Source organism: Brevibacillus ginsengisoli, from assembly GCF_050113715.1.
Lineage (GTDB): Bacteria > Bacillota > Bacilli > Brevibacillales > Brevibacillaceae > Brevibacillus_H > Brevibacillus_H ginsengisoli.
Window position 1 is genome coordinate 65,171 of sequence record NZ_JBNJQR010000007.1, and the last position, 18,886, is coordinate 84,056.

The 18,886-nt window shown below is 47.7% G+C and carries 18 protein-coding genes; 2 read left to right on the forward strand and 16 right to left on the reverse strand.

Annotation, left to right across the window (positions count from 1 at the left end):
• Window positions 1-59: 59 nt before the first annotated feature.
• Window positions 60-1,643: an ATP-binding protein gene (locus tag ACQCN2_RS15095; RefSeq protein ID WP_426929767.1), complete on the forward strand. Its 1,584-nt coding sequence runs from the start codon at window positions 60-62 to the stop codon at window positions 1,641-1,643.
• Between the two features lie 21 nt (window positions 1,644-1,664).
• Window positions 1,665-2,375, forward strand: coding sequence for a response regulator (locus ACQCN2_RS15100; protein ID WP_426929768.1), 711 nt, complete (start codon window positions 1,665-1,667; stop codon window positions 2,373-2,375).
• Window positions 2,376-2,465: 90 nt separating this feature from the next.
• Here the strand turns inward: ACQCN2_RS15100 and ACQCN2_RS15105 are convergent, their stop codons facing one another.
• The 16 genes from ACQCN2_RS15105 to ACQCN2_RS15180 form a co-directional block, all read right to left on the reverse strand.
• Entirely contained in the window at window positions 2,466-3,332 is an 867-nt protein-coding gene (locus ACQCN2_RS15105) for a 2-oxoacid:ferredoxin oxidoreductase subunit beta (RefSeq protein ID WP_426929769.1), read from the reverse strand.
• Window positions 3,299-5,068: a 2-oxoacid:acceptor oxidoreductase subunit alpha gene (locus ACQCN2_RS15110; protein WP_426929770.1), complete on the reverse strand. Its 1,770-nt coding sequence runs from the start codon at window positions 5,066-5,068 to the stop codon at window positions 3,299-3,301. The genes ACQCN2_RS15105 and ACQCN2_RS15110 overlap by 34 nt, the downstream gene beginning before the upstream one ends.
• A 312-nt stretch (window positions 5,069-5,380) precedes the next feature.
• Window positions 5,381-6,853 carry a methyl-accepting chemotaxis protein gene (locus ACQCN2_RS15115; protein WP_426929771.1) on the reverse strand — a complete coding sequence of 491 codons (1,473 nt, stop codon included), beginning with the start codon at window positions 6,851-6,853 and terminating at the stop codon, window positions 5,381-5,383.
• On the reverse strand, window positions 6,832-7,398 hold the full coding sequence (locus ACQCN2_RS15120; protein ID WP_426929772.1) for a GNAT family N-acetyltransferase: 567 nt from the start codon (window positions 7,396-7,398) through the stop codon (window positions 6,832-6,834). The genes ACQCN2_RS15115 and ACQCN2_RS15120 overlap by 22 nt, the downstream gene beginning before the upstream one ends.
• 390 nt (window positions 7,399-7,788) lie before the next feature.
• On the reverse strand, window positions 7,789-8,760 hold the full coding sequence (locus ACQCN2_RS15125; RefSeq protein WP_426929966.1) for a branched-chain amino acid ABC transporter permease: 972 nt from the start codon (window positions 8,758-8,760) through the stop codon (window positions 7,789-7,791).
• Window positions 8,760-9,614: a branched-chain amino acid ABC transporter permease gene (locus ACQCN2_RS15130; RefSeq protein WP_426929773.1), complete on the reverse strand. Its 855-nt coding sequence runs from the start codon at window positions 9,612-9,614 to the stop codon at window positions 8,760-8,762. The genes ACQCN2_RS15125 and ACQCN2_RS15130 overlap by 1 nt, the downstream gene beginning before the upstream one ends.
• Before the next feature lie 13 nt (window positions 9,615-9,627).
• Window positions 9,628-10,335 (reverse strand): ABC transporter ATP-binding protein, encoded by a 708-nt coding sequence (locus ACQCN2_RS15135; protein ID WP_426929774.1) that lies wholly within the window; start codon window positions 10,333-10,335, stop codon window positions 9,628-9,630.
• Window positions 10,319-11,083: an ABC transporter ATP-binding protein gene (locus ACQCN2_RS15140; RefSeq protein WP_426929775.1), complete on the reverse strand. Its 765-nt coding sequence runs from the start codon at window positions 11,081-11,083 to the stop codon at window positions 10,319-10,321. The genes ACQCN2_RS15135 and ACQCN2_RS15140 overlap by 17 nt, the downstream gene beginning before the upstream one ends.
• 43 nt (window positions 11,084-11,126) lie before the next feature.
• Complete coding sequence (locus ACQCN2_RS15145) at window positions 11,127-12,383, reverse strand: substrate-binding domain-containing protein (RefSeq protein ID WP_426929776.1); 1,257 nt, start codon at window positions 12,381-12,383, stop codon at window positions 11,127-11,129.
• 26 nt (window positions 12,384-12,409) lie between these two features.
• On the reverse strand, window positions 12,410-13,414 hold the full coding sequence (locus tag ACQCN2_RS15150) for a 3-oxoacyl-ACP synthase (protein ID WP_426929777.1): 1,005 nt from the start codon (window positions 13,412-13,414) through the stop codon (window positions 12,410-12,412).
• Window positions 13,411-13,827 carry a MaoC family dehydratase gene (locus ACQCN2_RS15155; protein ID WP_426929778.1) on the reverse strand — a complete coding sequence of 139 codons (417 nt, stop codon included), beginning with the start codon at window positions 13,825-13,827 and terminating at the stop codon, window positions 13,411-13,413. The genes ACQCN2_RS15150 and ACQCN2_RS15155 overlap by 4 nt, the downstream gene beginning before the upstream one ends.
• The gene (gene menE / locus ACQCN2_RS15160) at window positions 13,820-15,355 is read right to left on the reverse strand and encodes an o-succinylbenzoate--CoA ligase (RefSeq protein WP_426929779.1); all 1,536 of its coding nucleotides are present in this window, start codon (window positions 15,353-15,355) and stop codon (window positions 13,820-13,822) included. The genes ACQCN2_RS15155 and menE overlap by 8 nt, the downstream gene beginning before the upstream one ends.
• Window positions 15,352-15,993: a TetR/AcrR family transcriptional regulator gene (locus ACQCN2_RS15165; protein ID WP_426929780.1), complete on the reverse strand. Its 642-nt coding sequence runs from the start codon at window positions 15,991-15,993 to the stop codon at window positions 15,352-15,354. The genes menE and ACQCN2_RS15165 overlap by 4 nt, the downstream gene beginning before the upstream one ends.
• A 530-nt stretch (window positions 15,994-16,523) precedes the next feature.
• A complete protein-coding gene (gene hypE, locus ACQCN2_RS15170; RefSeq protein WP_426929781.1) occupies window positions 16,524-17,543 on the reverse strand; it encodes a hydrogenase expression/formation protein HypE in 1,020 nt (339 codons plus the stop codon).
• On the reverse strand, window positions 17,540-18,661 hold the full coding sequence (hypD, locus tag ACQCN2_RS15175; RefSeq protein ID WP_426929782.1) for a hydrogenase formation protein HypD: 1,122 nt from the start codon (window positions 18,659-18,661) through the stop codon (window positions 17,540-17,542). Before hypD ends, hypE begins: the two co-directional genes overlap by 4 nt.
• Entirely contained in the window at window positions 18,654-18,869 is a 216-nt protein-coding gene (locus ACQCN2_RS15180) for a HypC/HybG/HupF family hydrogenase formation chaperone (protein ID WP_426929783.1), read from the reverse strand. Before ACQCN2_RS15180 ends, hypD begins: the two co-directional genes overlap by 8 nt.
• Between the last annotated feature and the right edge of the window lie 17 nt (window positions 18,870-18,886).

Genomic DNA, 18,886 nt, shown 5'->3' on the forward strand with positions numbered 1-18,886 from the left:
TTGTATATTGAATAAACACTTTATTATCTGAAAATACATCATCTTCTAAGGTGGACAGCATGAAAAAGATTCGGATTACTCTTTTTACCCAAATTGTTCTCTTAATTACATCCGTCGTCGTTTTAAGCACGATAATTGTAAGCGTTCTATTTACGGCAATGCTTGTGAATATATTGGAAAACTATATGGGGCAACAGGCAATGATTGTCGCCAAATTAACATCTGCGAATGATAAAATTATTGACTCTTTTAAACAAAAAAATCCTTCAAGCACCATCCAGCCTATCACCGAGTCGTATCGGCTAAAGACCGGAGCCAGTTACATCGTCGTTGCGGGCAAGGAAGGAATACGCTATTCACATCCAAATCCAAGCTTTATTGGCAAACCTACCGCAACGAAAGTGGACACCGTTATCAACTCCAAACAATCCGCTCTCCTAAAAGCGAACGGACCGATGGGAGAGGCCATCAAAGCGATTACACCTATTACGAACGACAAAGGAGAAGCCATTGGCGCTACCATTGTTGGATTTTTAAGAACGGACATAGAAAGACGGGTCTTCGAGTATAAAGCAAACATCATTTTGCTATCTGTTATTCTTCTATCGATTGGGGCCATTGGCGCGTTTTTTATCGCCAGACGAATTAAGAGACTCTTCTTTGGCCTTGAGCCTGAGGAAGTCTCCTTTCTATTTAAAGAAAAAGAAGCCATCCTGGAATTTATTCGCGACGCGATTGTTGCCGTTGACTTGGAAGTTCGGGTCATCTCGATGAACAAACGCGCGCGCGAACTGTTGGAAAACCTTCATCTAACGGTTGGCGGCAAGTTTCAAAATGAACGATTAAAAGGAATTATCCATGAAGTTATCCAAACAAAAAAAGGACAAAGCAATCAAAACATTCTTTTTGGTCACGAGCTATTTATGATGGACTTGTCTCCCATCCTACAAGAAGATAAAGTAATGGGTGTTGCGCTGACGATTCGGCCGCACTCCGAGATTGAGCAACTAAACAATGAAATTTCCAAAATCAATACCTACTTCGAAAACATGAGGGCTCACAACCACGAATACCTAAACAGATTGAACACGATCTATGGGCTATTGGGGTTGAAACAATACGATAAAGCGATGGAATTGATTTCAGGCGAAGTGAAGGAACGTCAGGATATTATCGCCTTCCTGATGTCGTCCGTGAAGGAGCCGCTCATCGCCGCCTGTCTGCTTGGCAAAAGCAATCGCTCCAAGGAGTTAAAAGTCTCGCTGGAAATCGATCGAGAAAGCAATTTGGAGAGTATTCCAGAACATATCGATTCGAAGCTTTTGGTCACGATCCTGGGAAACATCATCGACAACGCCATGGATGCTGCCAGAGCAAATAATCCTTCAGGTTCCGAAGTCAAAGTGTCCTTTACCGATCTGGGGAATGACATTATTTTTGATGTTGAAGATAATGGTGCTGGTGTGCCGAAAGATTTGGAAAGCGCTATTTTTTCTGATGGATTCACAACGAAAAATGGTGATAACCATGGAATCGGCTTGGCACTGGTGAAAAACTCGCTTGAATTGCTGAATGGACAAATCTTCTTATCAAACAGCCAATTAGGAGGAGCCAGATTTACTGTCGTCATTCCAAAAAATTAACAGCATGAGGAGGAATTGAGTATGTCGAAAGAGATTACGGTTATGATCGTGGAAGATGATGAAGTAGCCGCAAAAATATACGAACAATTCACTCATAAAATGGATGGATATCGTGTCATTGCTTCCGCGAGCTCAGGCAAACAGGCTTTAGAGCTACTGGAAGTATTCACACCTGACTTGATTCTGTTGGATGTTTTCTTGCCTGATATGAATGGAATCGACTTGCTTTGGGAAATTAGAAAGAATCAGCGGGAAATTGACGTTATTCTGGTTACGGCGGCCAATGATGCGGACACAGTGAGCGAAGCGATTCGAGGCGGGGCTTTCAGTTATATTATTAAACCGATTATGATCGACAAGTTTTTATCCACATTGGAACAATATTCTTTCACGAGACAGCAGCTGACTCACACCAAATTCATGGATCAGCATGAAGTCGATTTATATTTTCACCCTCAACAAAAATCGGTGGCCAATCAAGAAGAAACCACGGTCAAATGCTTGCCTAAAGGCATTGACAAGCATACATTAAAAATTATTCGAGAAAAATTACAGCACGAAACCGGAAGCGTCAATGCGGATGAATTATCGCAAATAGTTGGAGTAAGCCACTGTACAGTGCGAAGGTATCTGGAGTTTCTCGTATCCGACAATGAACTGGAAGTAGAAGTTCTCTACGGGACAGTTGGCCGTCCGGAAAGAAGATACAAGCTCTGTCAGCCTGTAAAATGAGATAACCAAAGAAACATCTAAAAGGGGTACCTGGACAGTCTACTACTGTCTAATGGTACCCCTTAGTGTTTTTGGCTACTGGAATACTATTTACATAAACTCAGCGCACAGTTTGCTAAAATAAGCCGGTTCTAGCTCATTGGATTGCTTAACCAGCGCTTCTTCCTTGAAACCTGGCACTACATCTTCGTATGGTTTTTTGGTCGTATCCTGATAAATCAGTCCGCTGACCAGATCCTCGTTTTCCAAGAGGGTAAGAAAAGCTTGACCCTTATTGGAAGGATCGTAGCCCTCAATCTCCGATAAGCTCTTGACGTGTTCTTTGAACCAATCATAGGTGTTGGTTTTATTGAACGTGACACAAGGGCTCAACACATTGATCAATGAGAAGCCTTCATGTTTGATCCCTCTCTCGATCAGATCCGTCATTTCTTTCAGATCGCTCGCCATGGCTTGCGCAACGAAGGTAGCACCCGATGAAAGGGCCAATTGTAAGGCGGAAAGAGGCGTTTCAATCGCGCCTTTAGGCGTACTCTTGGTGACAAATCCAACATTGCTGAGCGGAGAGGTTTGGCCTTTGGTCAATCCATAGATTTGGTTATCCATCACAATATAGGTGATGTCCATATTTCGGCGGATCGCATGAACCGTATGACCTGTACCGATGGCAAAACCATCCCCGTCTCCACCGGATGCAATAACGGTTAATTCTCGATTCGCCATTTTCACTCCCTGAGCAATTGGCAAAGCGCGTCCGTGGATACCGTGCAAGCCGTACGAGTTCAAATAGCCTGAAATCCGACCAGAACATCCGATACCGGAGATTACCGCCAGATTGTTTGGTTCAATCCCGACATTGGCTGCCGCGCGTTGAATCGCTGCCTGAACGGAGAAGTCGCCACACCCTGGACACCAATTTGGTTTTACATCATTACGAAAGTCTTTGAAGGTTGCCATGATTTCATCAGCTCCTTGGTTTCTTGGTAGATGATCGAAGGCAGGAACGGATTGCCGTCATATTTGAGGACAGAGGCAATCTTCTCAGCATTTCCTGTATATAGCTTCAATTGGTCGGCCAGTTGGGCTGTCGCGTTATTTTCTACCACCACAATCCGTTTCGCTTGTTGGACATATGGCAGAATGTCTTGTACAGGGAACGGGCAAAGCTGGCGAACATGGACATGGTTGAACTTCATACCTTCTTGCTCAAGTTGCTCCGCCGCCTCATGAACAGCGCCACGAGTCGATCCCATGCTCACGAAAAGAACGTCTGGAGTCTCCTGTTTGGCATCCACAAGAATAGCGTTCGGAATCCGTAACGAGCTGAGTTTATTCAGTCGTTTGTCCATCATTTTCTTACGGTTGGCTGTCTGCTCGCTTGGACGGCCAGTCTCGCTATGTTCAACACCGGTAACGTGATGAATCCCATTTTTCACACCTGGAATCACACGAGGAGAAACTCCGTCCTCAGTGAACGCATAACGCTTGAACAATCCGTTTGCTTGCTCTTCCTGATCCTCCATCACCAGCTTGCCACGGCGAATCTGAATCCGATTGAAGTCTAGCGGTTCTACGGTTTGCTTGCCTAAAGACAATTGCAAGTCGGTTGCGAGAATGACGGGAACCTGATATTCTTCCGCGATGTTGCAGGCTTCAATGGCATCATAGAACGCTTCCTCAGCAGTACCAGGAGCAAGTACAACCTTAGGGATTTCCCCATGTGTACCGTAAATCATCGCGTTGACGTCACTTTGTTCCTGCTTGGTTGGAAGACCGGTTGAAGGGCCTCCACGCTGGGTGTTAACGATCACTAACGGAGTCTCTGTCATACCCGCAAGTCCAATCGCTTCCGTCATCAGCGACAAACCAGGACCAGAGGTAGCTGTAATGGTTCGCACGCCTGCGAAGTTCCCTCCAATCGCCATTGTTGCCGCAGCAATTTCATCTTCCGTCTGGATCACGGCTCCACCCAGTTCAGGAAGCTTTTTCGATAGATATTCCATAATTTCTGAAGCTGGAGTGATTGGATAAGCGGACATGAAACGGACACCAGCCGCGATAAATCCCAAAGAAATGGCTTCGTTACCAATCATGAACATGCGTTTCTTGCCATCCGCAGGCTCCAATTGCAGGTTTGACGGATTGCCGCCTTGTTGGGCAAGGAAGTACTCTGCACCTTTTGAAATCGCTTCCATATTCTTGGCAATAACGCTTGGTCCTTTTTTCGCGAACACTTCAGTCACTACTTCAGTAAATACTTCTGGTTGAAGCCCCAAAACAATAGTCGATGCACCAAGGGCCACCATGTTTTTCATTAATGAAGTTCCCAATTGATCGGCTATTTCAGTGAACGGTACAGTGTACAGATTTCCTTTTCGATCTTCTGGAACCTGAGGAGAAAATTTGGAATCGGCAATGATCAAGCTGTTTTCATGAAGTTCTTGAAGATTAACGTCGATCGTTTCCTGATCGAAAGCCACAAGAATATCCACTTTGTCTGAGATAGCACCAATCGGCTTCGTACTGACACGGATTTTGTATTCAGTATGTCCACCTTTGATTCGGGAAGAAAAAAGGCGATAGCCATAAAGATAGTACCCTAAACGATTCAACGCAATCGCAATCATTTCTCCGGTACTATCGATTCCTTCCCCTTGCTGTCCACCAACTTTCCATGAAAGTTGACTGATCATGATCTCCACTCCTTTGCATTGGTTATTCTACTTCCAGCAGTGTTCGTCTATTTTCGAGGGGCCATCCGCCAATAGAATTGGCTCGATGTGGCTCATATAAAATGATACAACTTCCACTAATGGGAACTAAACTATATTCAAATAAGATAAATAAACCTTATAAAGAGGCTTTTTTTCATTTCTTTCAAGGCTTGCGCGAATGGAAGGAAAGTTTAATAACTTTACCTCTGTAAAGTTATTAGACTTTCCGATAAAATCACAAAAACTCCATTGGATTCCCAATGGAGTTTCGTTTTTTTTGCATTCAAGTTCTTAGCGATTGAGATCCGACATTTGTTTTTCCAGCTGTCCAAAGCCGTCAGATAGATCAATGATTTCCTTTTGTTGTTTAGAAACAAGTCCTAAGACATCTTCCAGGCTATCTTTGTTCGTATCCGTAACATTAGCGGTAACCTCTACCTTGGCGCTTACTTCCTGCATCATTCCTCGCACATCATTGATGAATTCATGCAAATGCTTGGTTCGATCGGAGAAAGTTTTCATATAGGAATCGACATCAGAGAATATGGCCTTCACTTCTCCCATACCTTCGCGATTCTTCTCAATAGACGTTTTGGACTCGGAGATCGTCGTCGATGCGAGCTCAATTTTTCCTCGGAAAGCCAGGAGGAGCTCCGCAATGGATTCGGACGATACTTTTGAGGATTCCGCCAGTTTTCTTACTTCATCGGCAACCACAGCAAAACCGCGTCCATGCTCACCTGCTCTTGCCGCTTCGATCGTCGCGTTCAAGGCAAGCAAATTCGTTTGAGCGGAGATATCGGAAATGGCTTGAATAATTCTTTCAATAGATTCTGTTTCGGAATGAAGTTCTTGCATCAGATTGATTGTCGTTTGAATATTTCCATTGAAATCTTCCAAATCATTTTCGAGAATTTCAATTCTCTTGCCGCTTTCTACAGTCGCTTCCTTCGTAGACTCCACATATTCATGCATTTCCGTTACGGAGCGAGTCATATCCTCGACTTGTGCGTTAGTCGATTCCATTTCCTTACATACCTCAACGGATTGCTTCGTTTGATCGGCAAACGTATGCAGAATGCTTTCAATAGAGGCAACGATTTCAACCGCTCGATTATTCGCTCCCTCTGTGGCTTGGTTCAGGTTTTCTTGATAGGTTTTCACAGAAACAAGGGAATTGTTGATGCGATTCAGTATTTTTTGAAGAGAATCTTTGGATTTAATTGCTTCTAACTTCTGCTCTTCATTCTCTTTTTGCAAACTATTATTGAATTTGGCTTGTAACATACTCGCTAAAGAGACGAAGACCAAGGTTAACAAGAAGTAAATCCCTTCATTCCAAGAAGTTGTATGGAAGATCTTTTCTCCATCTGTTATGAAAAAGTAAGTCTCTACAGATATACCAATGATAATGGCTAGAAGGTTAATCAATTTGTCTTGGTAGATTCCCATCACGGCAATGTAGAAATAAATGAAGCAAATGTTAATCATGTGCGGGTCAAGTTTCGCAATGACGAACATGAACACGCCAATGACTACAAGGTTAAAATATTTCCCGATAGGAGCCATTGTCGCTTGCAGGCTTGGACGATTCGAAATATAAGCCATTGGCGCCAAGAGTACATAAATAATACCCAGCACTGAAAACACAAAGCCAAGTGAAATTCCCATATAAAGATTCAAAAGTTGAAGACCTGTGATAATGCTCGCAAATACAAGAACAACCCAATTGTTACGCCTTCTTAGTAAGTCGATGTTCCCCACGCTAATACTTCCTCCTTCTGTTCGACTGGCTCTGAATACCATGAAAATCGGCCATCCTGTTTGTTTGTATACATTTCTTTTAGATTCAGGATGCCTGGGGCTACGTTATCGCCCTTATAGTAGAACTGCTCTTTGACCTGCTTGCCTTCTAATCCGTAACGATTTTGCAGTGAGTTCAAATAGGCTGGCTGGAAAATGGCAATTGCATGTGTAAACCCATGTTTTTCGGCAAAATCAACCATTAAACATACAATTTCTCCACCTAGTTTTTTGCGGTAATTGGGAAGAACGGCAAAGCTGTCTAATTCCATGGCGACCATGTCTTCTTCCAGAACATCTTGGAATAAATTCTTCATAGAATCACTAACTTTTGCGAAAGGCGTAAATTCAACCGTTCCTACCGCTTCGCCTTCCTCCGCAATCATTAAGAAACAAGTGGAGCCCGCTTTTGCGGATTCCATTTCAAAACCATTTTCTTCCCAAACCGCTTTTTTGATCTGATGGAATTTTTGATAGTCCTCTTCAGAAATTACACGTTTATACATAATGACTCTCCCTGCGATTCTTTCTAATTTTTTTGTCTAGTCTTCCTATCCAATTTCATTCCGCTAATCATTTATATGTAAATGCGCTAACCTGCCTTTAATTGGCGAAATTCAGTTTCTTTTTTGCGTCCTTTCTCGTCCAAACTAGGATTTCTGCTGGAATAAAAAACTTCGCAAGCTTTCTCCATAGAAGCCTCCCTAACTGGAATCGTCCTATCATCAAGATTAATTTTCTGATGAAAGACACGGTTTTGAGTATATTACAAATTTCGACACTTCGTATCATACCAGATGAAGAAATTACTGTAAAATTTTTTTCCTGTTTCAGGATTTGTCGAAAAAAAATCCCGATTCACTATGAAAGTGAACCAGGATTTTAGTAGTTTTGACCTATTTAGAAGCTACAGTTTTGGTCCATTTTTCCCGCCATTGCCGGATGCTGCCAACAATACCTTGTGGGAAAAACATGACGGCCAGAATATAGATGGCACCGAAGAAGATCATCCACCGCTCAAAGATCCAGTGCACCTTGGCCAGATCGGTCAAACCTGTATGAGCCAAGAGAATCAGCGCTGAGCCAATCATGCCGCCGAACAACGTCCCCACTCCGCCGATGATCGTCATGAGAAGCGCGTCCAGTGTGACGTTGGTCGCGAACACGGAGGTATTGACGAACCGCAGTGTAATCGCGTACATCGATCCGCTCAACCCCGCGGCTACTCCGGCAACGACGCTGGCGATGATTTTGTATTGAAGAACCTGGTAACCGAGTGATTCCGTCCGCTGTTCGTTTTCGCGGATGGCTTGCAGCACTTTGCCTGTGGGTGACTCCGTAAACCGCTTGAGCAGGTAAAAGATGCCGAACATGAAGCCGAGCGCCACGAAATAAAACGTCGTTCGGTCCTTCAACAGGTCGGGTATGTAAAAGGTAAAGCCGTCGCTACCTTTGGTCAAGTCGCGCCATTTCTCCGCCAGCACCAGAAACAGCCCCGCGATCGCTAAGGTCAGCATCGCGTAAAAGTGGCTTTTCAGCCGAAGCGTCATCACCCCGATCAAGTAGCTCACGATTCCCGTCAGGATCAGCACGAGTGCTAGAGAGACGAGGAAAGCCATCAGGGTATGTTCCCATCTGCTAAGCAAAATCCCGGTCGTATACGCCCCGATCCCAAAAAACATGGCATGACCAAACGAGATGATTCCAGTGTAGCCAAGCAAAATATCATAGCTCATAGCAAATACGGCATAAATAAAAATTTGGGTCAACAGGATCAAGGCGCCGCGCGAATCACTGACAAACGGAAAGCCGATCAAAAGGATTACGAGTGCACCCATCCACAAACGCGAGATCGTTTTCATTCTCATCATCTCCCAAACAAGCCGGCTGGTCGAAACATCAGCACACCGCACATCAGCAGCATGTTGACGGCCAATGCCGCGCTCGGAACGTAATAGGCCATGAATGCACCCAGCAAGCCGACCAAGAGAGCCGCAATCGCTGAGCCAAGTATACTCCCCATGCCGCCTATGACCACTACGATAAAGGACAGAATTCCGTAATCCATCCCGATCTCGGAATGAATCACGCCAGAGTAAGGCGCAAACAGCATCCCGCCCAATGCGGCCATCCCGCTGCCGAGCATGAACACATACAGAAAAACCTTTTGAATATTGATGCCAAGCGCTTGCACCATTTCCTTATTCAACACGCCCGCGCGTACGATAAGGCCCAGCTTGGTCCGTTTCAACATATACAAGACGCCAGAGAAAACGAGTATGCCTACCGCAATGACAAACAGGCGGTATTTGATCAGGATCACGTTGCCTATCATCCAGCTTTGACTCAGATAGTCAGGCAGCTGGACGCTCACCTGGTTTGGGCCGAATACCACCTTGATGCATTCGTTCATGACCAACAGCACGCCCAGGGTGATTAATATTTGCGACATGGTGTTGCCATAGACCGGCTGCACGATGAAACGCTCCAGCAGCCACCCCAGCAAAACTCCCACCACAATAGCTCCAAGTATTCCGATTAAAAAACTTTTAGATTGCATGTAAATCCAGACCCCGGCGTACGCTCCCCAGGCAAACAAGGCGCCGTGAGCAAAATTCAGCACATGCATGAGTCCAAAAATCAGCGTCAGCCCGGCGGCCAGCAAAAAAATCAGACTGCCTGTCGCAATCCCGTTGATCGTCAAATTGACCAGCACATCCAAACCGCAAACCTCCTTACGCGATGCCGAGGTATTCTTTTTTCAACGCTTCGTTCGCTTTAAGCTCTTCCATTTGGCCGGAGTGAGCCGTCCGACCATCATCGATAATGTAGTAGCAATCCCCGATAGTACTCGCCATGTAAAAGTTCTGCTCGACCAGCACGACCGTCACCCGATCCTTCATCTCGCGGATCGCGCCCATCACCTTTTCCACCATGATAGGCGCCAAGCCTTTGCTCGGCTCATCGATTAACAGCAGCTCATTATTGTTCACGTAGGCGCGCGCGATGGCCAACATCTGTTTTTGACCGCCTGACAGTACGCCCGATGGCTTTTTCCAGAACGTCTTCAAATCGGGAAACAGATTCAAGATCCAATCGCGTCGCTCCAATGTGGCTTCATCTGTTTTTTGCATAGCCAGCTTGAGATTCTCCTCGATGGTCAAGTCGGGAAAGACTCCCTGATCTTCCGGCACATAACCGATTCCCTTGCGGGCGATTTCATAGGTGTTCAGGCGGTGAATCGCTTCCCCCTTGAAGGTGATCGCTCCTGTCGAGATTGGATTTAAGCCCATCAATGACCGCAGCGTTGTCGTCTTGCCCGCTCCATTGCGCCCCAGAAGAACGGTAACCTCTCCCTTTTTCACCTCAAACGAGACGCCTTGCAGGATGTGGAACTGCCCGATGAACGTTTCAATCCGATCCACTTTAAGAAGCGTCGTCATACAGACCTCCCAGATAAGCAGATTGAACCAGCTCATTCTGCATGATTTTGTCCGGTGTATCCTCAGCGAGAAGCTTCCCGTTGAAAAGCACCATCAGACGGTCGGAGAAGCTTAGCACCATATCCATTTTGTGCTCGATTAAGAGAATCGTCCGGTTGCCCTGCTCTTTAATCTGCCGGATCACCTGCAAAATGGAAGGCACCTCTTCCAACGACATACCCGCAGTCGGTTCATCAAGCAGCAGCAGCTCTGTCTGTAGCGCGAGCAGCATGGCGATTTCAAGTTTGCGCTTCTCGCCGTGCGCCAGATTTTTGGCCAGCGCATTCGCTTTGGCTCCCAACAGCACGGTATCGAGAAGCTCTTGCGCCTTTGACTCGAATTGGGCATGCTTACGGGGACTGGCGAACAGATTGTAATAGACGCCCGCCTGTGCCTGAACGGCCAGACGGACATTTTCCAATACCGTTAATGATGGGAATACGTTGGTGATCTGAAAGGAACGACCTAGGCCAAGTCGTGTCCGCTTGGCGGGAGAAAGCTGAGTGACATCCTTCCCCTGAAGAAACACTTTTCCGCGTGTTGGCTTCAACTGCCCGCTTAGCAGATTGAACAAGGTGGTCTTGCCCGCTCCATTCGGCCCGATAATGGAGGTAAAGGTGTTGGGTGTGATTTGCAGGTTTACCCCATTGACCGCCGTATGCCCGCCGAATTCGATTGTCAAGTCTTCTGTCTTAAGAATCGGCTTCATCCTCTCACCCTCTTCTCGTGATTGGGATTACACATTTTGTTCACTATTTTTTATTGCGGATGGGCGGTGCGGTTTCTTCCGGCGACAGCTCGCGAGTCAGGACGGGAACAGGCCATTCCACACCATCCTTGTGATCCAGACGAATAACATACATGGACTGGAGCGCCTGATGGTCTTCTGCGCGGAAGGTCATTTTGCCCTTCGGCGAATCGAACGACATGCCTTCCATCAACGGAATCAGATTGTCAGCTTTGGTATCGCCATTTGATTTTTTGACCGCTTCAACGATCGCCATGGCAGACGTCATGCCACCTGGCACGAACAGGTCAGGAGCCTCGCCGTTGTTGCGCTTCTTGTGCTCTTCGGTTAACCACGTATTCACTTTGTTATTAGGCAAATCGTAATAATAAAGGCTGAAGCCCTCCATGCCGACAAGTCCGTTCATTGTTTTGAGCGCGGAGAAGTTGCCAGCGCCTGTGGAGACTTTGATTCCCTGCTCCTTCAGCTTCATATCAGTGATTTGGCTCCACGGCGTATTTGCGCCCGCCCAGATGACATACAGATAGTCGGGCTTGGCTTGAATGATTTTTTGCAGGTTTGGCGTGAAATCCGTTGTTTTCTGATCGGCGTACTCTTCCAAGATGACATCAGCGCCCTGCTTGACAGCTGCCTCCTTAAAAGCGGCTACGCCGTCGCGTCCAAAAGCATAATCAGGCGCTAGCGTGGCGATCTTGGTTCCTTTTTTGGCAATGGCAAGCGCACCAGCAATCGCGTCCTGCGACGAGTTGCGTGCCGTACGGAATACGTATTTGTTCCAGTTGGCTCCAGTGATACTGTCCGCTGCGGCCGGTTCGACGACCATGATTTTTTGGTGCTCTTCCGCTAGTGGAACTACCGCCAGCGTATCACCCGAGCTGGATGAACCGACGATGAAATCTACCTTGTCGTCCTCGAGCAGCTTTGTCGCTTTTTTCACGGCTACATCCGCCTTGGTTTCCGTATCCTCGACAATCACCTCGATTGGACGGCCTGCCACTTCATTGGTTCCTCCCGTGGCATATTCGATCCCCATTTCGAACCCACGCTTCGTCTGCTTACCGTAATCCTCCAGCGCACCCGTCAAGGAAGCGAGCACACCGATTCGGATCGGGTCTTTTTTGGCTGTGCCAGATGTCCCTTGTCCTTGTGTTTGTGATGGCGCCTGGACTTGCTGCTGACCGGAGCAAGCCGTGACCAACGCAGTGGTTACCGCCAGAAGCAAAAGTAGACCGCTTTTCATACCTCGCTTGATCAAACGCATGTGTATCCCCCTTATATTCCTTGTTTTTATTCAAGCCATTCCAGAACGGTAGCCGCCCATGTATAGCCTGTTCCGGCGCTTACCGTGACGATTTTGTCCCCTTTTTTGAACAGTCCTCGCTCTCGTCCCAGATGCAAGCCGATACAAGGATCGAGTGCCGATAAATGACCGTAATGATCGAGATAAATCGCCTTCTCCTCCGTCAGCTCGAGTTGGTTCAACAACTCTTTAAACATCGAACGTTTTGTATGAAGCGGGATCAACCAATCGATATCTTTGGCGGAGTAGCCGCTCTTGGCCATCGCCTCCCGCACCACACGCGCGAAGTTGGGTACAGAGACGGGATCCAGCCTTTTTTTCATATCCAGCGGGTCCTTGACATCGAGATAATGAAGCCGTTGCTGAACCGTTTCCAGACTAGTCGGAAACTTCGAGCCGCCGCCTACTACCCGCACGTCATCGTGAAAAGAGCCGTCCGTATAAATACGGGAGGCCAGTACGTTACTGCGAACTGAACCGCGTTGAACCAATGCCGCCGCGCCGCCATCGGCAAAGTTGAACATGAACCGTGAGCGCACATTCTCGTAATCGACCAGCTCCGCTTCCTTGCACCCGCCGACCAGCAAAATGTTGGAGATGGATGGATCGGAGACCAGCATATCCTTGGCTACCTTCAGCGCAATCGGAAAGCAGGAGCTGACGTTCATCATCTCAAAGGCATACGCGTTTTTGAGCCCCAGCTCATGTACGATCTTCGTTCCGCAGGTCCAGACCATGTAATCCTTGTAGGGACTGCCGAAATAAATCACCACGTCGATGGAATCCGGATCCACCTTTTCCAGAATAGAACGCGCCGCATGAATGGCCATGTCAGACACATGTAAACTCCTGTCGGAGACGTGCTTTTGGATCAGACCGAATTTCTCAATAATCACCTCTTCCGGAATGTCCGCACGCAAGCTGATTTCTGCAGCTGTCTCAATTTGTGGCGGGAAGTAGACTCCTGTTTCTGTGATTCCAATTCCACTCATCCTACCTGCTCCTCCCGTTGCACCCGCATCGTTGCTTCGCCGTCCAGGACAAGCTCGCCGTCCTGTTTGCGGCATTCTGTTTTTAGTGTGATGTTGCCCTTGATCGGGTCATACATGCTCACCTCAACGGTCGCCGTGATGGTGTCCCCGATAAAGACAGGTTTGACGAATCGCAAAGTCTGACCCATATAGACGCAGCCAGGTCCCGGCAAATGCATGCCCAAAACTCCCGACAACAAACTCGTGGTCAAGAGACCGTGCGCGATACGCTCTCCAAAACGTGTCGATTTGGCGTATTCGCGATCCATATGAAGCGGATTAAAATCTCCGCTGACTCCGGCGTACTGCACAACGTCCGTCTCCGTAATCGTCTTGCTAAAGGACGCTTTCTGCCCAATTTCGAATCTACCCATGCTGCTGTTCCTCCCTGACAAACTCTGCCTTGATGATTCTTTTATCGATTTTGCCTGTGGCGTTTTTGGGTAAAGCGCTTACAAAACTCACGTGAACCGGCACCTTATATTTGGCCAACCGCTTCAAACAGTGGCTTTTTACCTCCGCTTCAGACAGTTCATGCCCAGCCTTGACGACGACTACGGCAACCGGCACCTCTCCCCACTTGTCGTCCGATATCCCGATGACCGCAACTCCGTCCACAGAGGCAAGCTGGCCAATCACCTGCTCCACCTCCAGCGGATAAATATTCTCGCCACCCGAGATAATCATGTCTTTCTTGCGTCCAACGATATAGACAAAGCCTTCGTCATCCTGTGTGACCAAATCCCCCGTCATAAGCCAGCCATCGCGAATCGTGGCGGCAGTGGCCTCTGGCATGTTCCAATATCCCTGCATGACGTTGCCGCCCTTAATCAGCAGCTCGCCGATCTCGCCAGGCTTGACGTCACAGCCTTGATCATCAACAACCCGTATATCGCAAAACATTACGGCCTTGCCGATTGAGCCAATCTTGCGGTTATAATCCTCTCGTGGTGTCATGAACACGGTCGGACTTGTTTCCGTCATCCCGAATCCTTGCGTAAACATAAGCCCTCTGTCCCAATACTCCTTGATCAGCTCATACGGGCAAGGTGCGCCTCCGGTATAGAACCATCGGACAGAACGAAGATTTGTTTTTTCAAAATTGCGACTTTTTAGCAGCAGATCATAGATGGTCGGCACGCCCATAACGATCGTCGCTCCATAATGCTCAATCATCCGCAAGGTCTTATCCGGATCAAAGCGGTTCGGCACAATGACACAGCCCGATGCAAAGAGTGTCGGGAGCGCAAACAGCCCAATTCCGCCGATATGAAACAGCGGCAAAAGCGTAAGCGATTTGTCTGTTGAGCATAGATCAAGCGCAATCACATTGTTGACAGCGTTCCAGTACATGTTCTCCTGTGTCAGGACTGCGCCTTTGGGTCGACCGGTTGTACCCGACGTATAGCAGATGATGTACGGACAGCTGCCGTCCACTCCACTTCGTTCAAAGTGTGCCGAAGAATACTCCGCTGCCTGCTCCAGCAAATGATTCCTTGACGGTTCTTCGGGATCAAAAAGCAGCAGCTCCATGACCCCAGTTGTCGTAAGAAAATGCTCCGCTTCCCGCTTAAAGGTTGTTTCCGCCACCAGTACTCTTGACCCGCTGTCGTTTAACTGGTAGGTGATCTCGTCAGGAGTCAGACGGATGTTCAGCACCACCGCAATACAGCCCAGCTTGGCGATAGCGAAGAGCAGAATCAGGTACTCGATGCTGTTGGCTGCCATGATTCCAATTCGTTCCCCGCGCTGCAGTCCATACCGCGCTTCCAGCATTCTGGCCAACCGATTGACCTCTTCACTCATCTCCAGATAGTTGAACTGACGATATTCGCTGATCAACGCCACACGCTTAGGAGTAATAAAAGCGTGTTTATCAATCCAATGCGCGATCCCGTTCACGTACTTCCCTCCCTTTTTCCTTCATGATTAACCAGTCCCTCAAAAATGAACGTGATGGTATCCTGCACCACATGGTCGGGCACCTCTTGGTTCTCCCAATACACCCATCTCATCCCGATGAAGGAGGTGACTCCCATCAGGCAGTAAGCGATGGTCTCGGCATTAAGCGATTTGAATTCTCCTGTCTCGGCCGCTTCCTCCAATCCTTTCAGATAGCCCTGAGCCAAGCGTTCGTAATAGGAACGGTACAACTGCTCATCAACCAAGACCGATTGCTGAATAATGCTGTACAGGTTGCGGTGATTTTTTACCCATTTGAGAAAAACATGGATACCAATCTCCAACGCTTCCCGCTGACTCTTCGCTTGACCCACTTCCTGCTTGATCTCGATACGAAAATCACGGCTCAACTGTTGAATCAGCTCGGCATAAATCTCGTATTTGGATTCGAAATAGTTGTAGAACGTTCCCTGGGCAACATTGGCCTGCTGTGTAATATCGATGATCGATGCGGCGAAATAACCTTTCGCCCCAAAAACCTCTTCAGCGACGTCCAGAAGCTTCTGGCGCGTTTTGGCCCCTTTCGTTGTAACTGGCGTTTTACTTGTCTGTTTGGTTGAAGTAATCTGTTCTGTCATCTGGCATCACCTTTGTCATAGACCAAAACTGAAAACTGAATCAGTCGTCAGTTTTTCTTTAGAACTTATGATAGCGCTTTCTCCAGGAACTAGCAATTAGTTTTATTGGAAAAATCTGAATATTTTTTCGACATTTAAAAAGTTCTAATCGACAAATGAGAAAAGACTTCGTCCCTTTTCCCCTCTCATCGGGGGACTGAAACGTCGCTCTGTGGAAGTTCGCAGAGATGAAAATAAAGTCCGCTCTTTCACTACGAAAGGGAGTCGCCAAACGCTTCGCGCCCCTAAAGGGGTTGGGTGGCGACTCTTATCCCTTTCTCCGTTCCTTCGCTTTGTATCACTTCCAAGGAGGCTGCAAGCGGACGAAGTTTTTTCTTGATGGGCTTACGCGAATGGAAGGAATGGTTAATCACTTTACATCTGTAAAGCAATTAACCATTTCGATATAAAAAAAAGTAGAGCTCAAGTACCGCTCTACTTTTTTATACACACATCTCGACAACCAAATAGAATGACTTAACTGACCATCACTAACAAATCCGTGGTAGCTGGATTCCCGTCAATCGATTCAGTCGACGATGCATCCCAAGCGGTGTGCAGAGGAGCAATTGACTGCCGGAAGTCTTGTTCACCGTACCGATGACAGCCGCCTGGGATCCTTCCTCGTGAGAACGCAGCACTTGCAGGACGGACTCCGCTTCTTGTCGATCGACCAGCAGGACGGCCTTGCCCTCGTTCGGAAGATAGAGCGGATCGTACCCGAGAATTCGAGAAATGCCCTGCACCGTCTCTGATACCGGCACCTTCTCTTCTTCAAGCTCAATCGTCAATCCAAAATCCTCGGCCCACTCCACCAGAACGGTTGCCAGACCTCCGCGTGTAGCGTCGCGCATCAAGCGGATACCCTCGTGTTTCTCAAGAACCTCAAGCAGCATATGATTCAACGAAGCGCAGTCGCTTTCCGCCTTGTGCTCAATTCCGAAGTTCTCCCGCTCCATCAGAATCGCGGTTCCGTGATCACCAACCGTACCCGTTACGATAATCACATCACCCTCCTGACAATAGGCTGGAGATAATTGAGCCGCTTTCGCTGGACGAAATCCGATCCCTGTCGTATTGATAAAAACTCCGTCTGCTTTGCCTTTCTCGACGACCTTGGTATCCCCTGCGACGATTCGAACGCCCGCTTTGTTCGCCTCCTCGGCCATAGAGGAAACAATCCGTTCAAGCTGCTCCAGCGAAAATCCTTCCTCCAGGATAAAGGCGGCCGTTAAATAGGCCGGAACCGCACCCGAGACGACCAGATCGTTCACAGTGCCTGCGATCGCCAGCTTGCCAATATTTCCGCCTGGGAAGAAGAGGGGATGCACAACAAAACTATCTGTCGTGATCACCAATTCGCCAGTCGTTCCTGCTTGAGTAAGCGGCAGAACCGTACCGTCAAACACGGATTCCGCATGGTTGCCAAAATGACGGGCAAACAGGCTTTGGATCAATTGATGAGTCTGCTCTCCGCCCTCGCCATGAGCTAATGTAATCACCTGATTCAAGACGTGACACCTTCCCTCATGTATTGATAATGAGCACCGCATGCGCCTTCATCGGATACCATGCAAGGGCCAATTGGATTTTGTGGCGTACAGGCTTTGGCATATAACGGGCAGTCAGTCGGCTTGGCTACTCCCCGCAGGATCTCCCCGCAGCGGCATGCTGTTTTGCGGACAGGCTCTTGCGGCAGATCGTGGAACACCTTCTTGGCATCCCAAGCGGCGTACTCTTCTCGCATCGCCAGGCCGCTGTCTGGAATAACACCAATGCCTCTCCACGCCGTATCACAAGGTTCAAAGTACTTGTTCATGATGTTTAGGGCATGTTGATTCCCTTCATCCGAAACGACCATTGGATACTCGTTGTCAATGGCGTATTCGCCTTCATTCAAGCGAGTCATCAAGCGATAGATCCCGGCCAGCAACTGGACAGGCTCAAATCCAACAACGACACCCGGAACTTGAAACGGATCGAGAATTTGATGGAAAGCTTGTTTCCCGAGAACAATCGACGCATGCCCTGGCAAGAGAAAGCCGTCAATGGTTGTCTCCCCGCTTGTCAAAAGCACGGTCATAATCGGAGGAACCAGCTTAGCGGAGGTCCAGAACGACAAATTGCTGATTTGCTCTTCTACAGCTGCTTGTATCGCGATCGCGTGTATTGGCATAGTCGTTTCAAACCCAATCGCAAGAAGAACCACACGTTTGTCTTGATGTTCCTTGGCGATCGAAACGGCTTCCATCGGATTGTAAACCATGCGAATGTCTCTGCCAGCTGAACGGCGGGAGAAAAGAGAACCTCTGGAGCCCGGAACTCGCAGCATGTCGCCAAATGTACAGACAATTGTATCTGGCTCATCAGCAATTCGAATCATTTGGTCAATGTCGCTTTGATCCGTTACACAGACAGGACATCCTGGGCCGGGGATAAATGTAACTTCTCCTTCAAGCGCTTGCTTCACGCCTGTTTTCGCCAATGCCACGGTATGCGAACCACATACCTCCATCACAACAGGAGCTCTTCCGTGTGTTTGGATGTAAGCTGCTGCCGTTTCTTTGATTTTACGCAATAACCCTCTGCTTAACTGTGGATTGGAAAATGACTGTAAGAAGTTATTCATTAAGCAGCTTCTCCCATTCTTGCAAGCTGATCAAAGCAGCTTCCTCATCGATTATTTGAACGGCTTGCCCTGCATGAACAAGCACGTATTGGCCTACTTTTACTTCTGGTGTGAGCATGATGCCAACGGTCAATTTATTGCCCATCATCTCTACATCGGCGTTAAACTCCTGACGTGATTTGACGATGGCTGGTACTGCGAGACACATGGCGATCCCTCCCTTTC

Excerpts from the sequence above, each read along its gene's own strand:
- ACQCN2_RS15120 (WP_426929772.1), bottom strand. The coding sequence starts at position 7,398 with ATGTATAAACGTGTAATTTCTGAAGAGGACTATCAAAAATTCCATCAG.
- ACQCN2_RS15150 (WP_426929777.1), bottom strand. The coding sequence starts at position 13,414 with ATGAGTGGAATTGGAATCACAGAAACAGGAGTCTACTTCCCGCCACAA.
- ACQCN2_RS15110 (WP_426929770.1), bottom strand. The coding sequence starts at position 5,068 with ATGATCAGTCAACTTTCATGGAAAGTTGGTGGACAGCAAGGGGAAGGA.
- ACQCN2_RS15155 (WP_426929778.1), bottom strand. The coding sequence starts at position 13,827 with ATGGGTAGATTCGAAATTGGGCAGAAAGCGTCCTTTAGCAAGACGATT.
- ACQCN2_RS15105 (WP_426929769.1), bottom strand. The coding sequence starts at position 3,332 with ATGGCAACCTTCAAAGACTTTCGTAATGATGTAAAACCAAATTGGTGT.
- ACQCN2_RS15145 (WP_426929776.1), bottom strand. The coding sequence starts at position 12,383 with ATGCGTTTGATCAAGCGAGGTATGAAAAGCGGTCTACTTTTGCTTCTG.
- ACQCN2_RS15135 (WP_426929774.1), bottom strand. The coding sequence starts at position 10,335 with ATGACGACGCTTCTTAAAGTGGATCGGATTGAAACGTTCATCGGGCAG.
- ACQCN2_RS15180 (WP_426929783.1), bottom strand. The coding sequence starts at position 18,869 with ATGTGTCTCGCAGTACCAGCCATCGTCAAATCACGTCAGGAGTTTAAC.
- ACQCN2_RS15140 (WP_426929775.1), bottom strand. The coding sequence starts at position 11,083 with ATGAAGCCGATTCTTAAGACAGAAGACTTGACAATCGAATTCGGCGGG.
- ACQCN2_RS15100 (WP_426929768.1), top strand. The coding sequence starts at position 1,665 with ATGTCGAAAGAGATTACGGTTATGATCGTGGAAGATGATGAAGTAGCC.
- ACQCN2_RS15165 (WP_426929780.1), bottom strand. The coding sequence starts at position 15,993 with ATGACAGAACAGATTACTTCAACCAAACAGACAAGTAAAACGCCAGTT.
- ACQCN2_RS15125 (WP_426929966.1), bottom strand. The coding sequence starts at position 8,760 with ATGAGAATGAAAACGATCTCGCGTTTGTGGATGGGTGCACTCGTAATC.
- hypD (WP_426929782.1), bottom strand. The coding sequence starts at position 18,661 with ATGAATAACTTCTTACAGTCATTTTCCAATCCACAGTTAAGCAGAGGG.
- ACQCN2_RS15095 (WP_426929767.1), top strand. The coding sequence starts at position 60 with ATGAAAAAGATTCGGATTACTCTTTTTACCCAAATTGTTCTCTTAATT.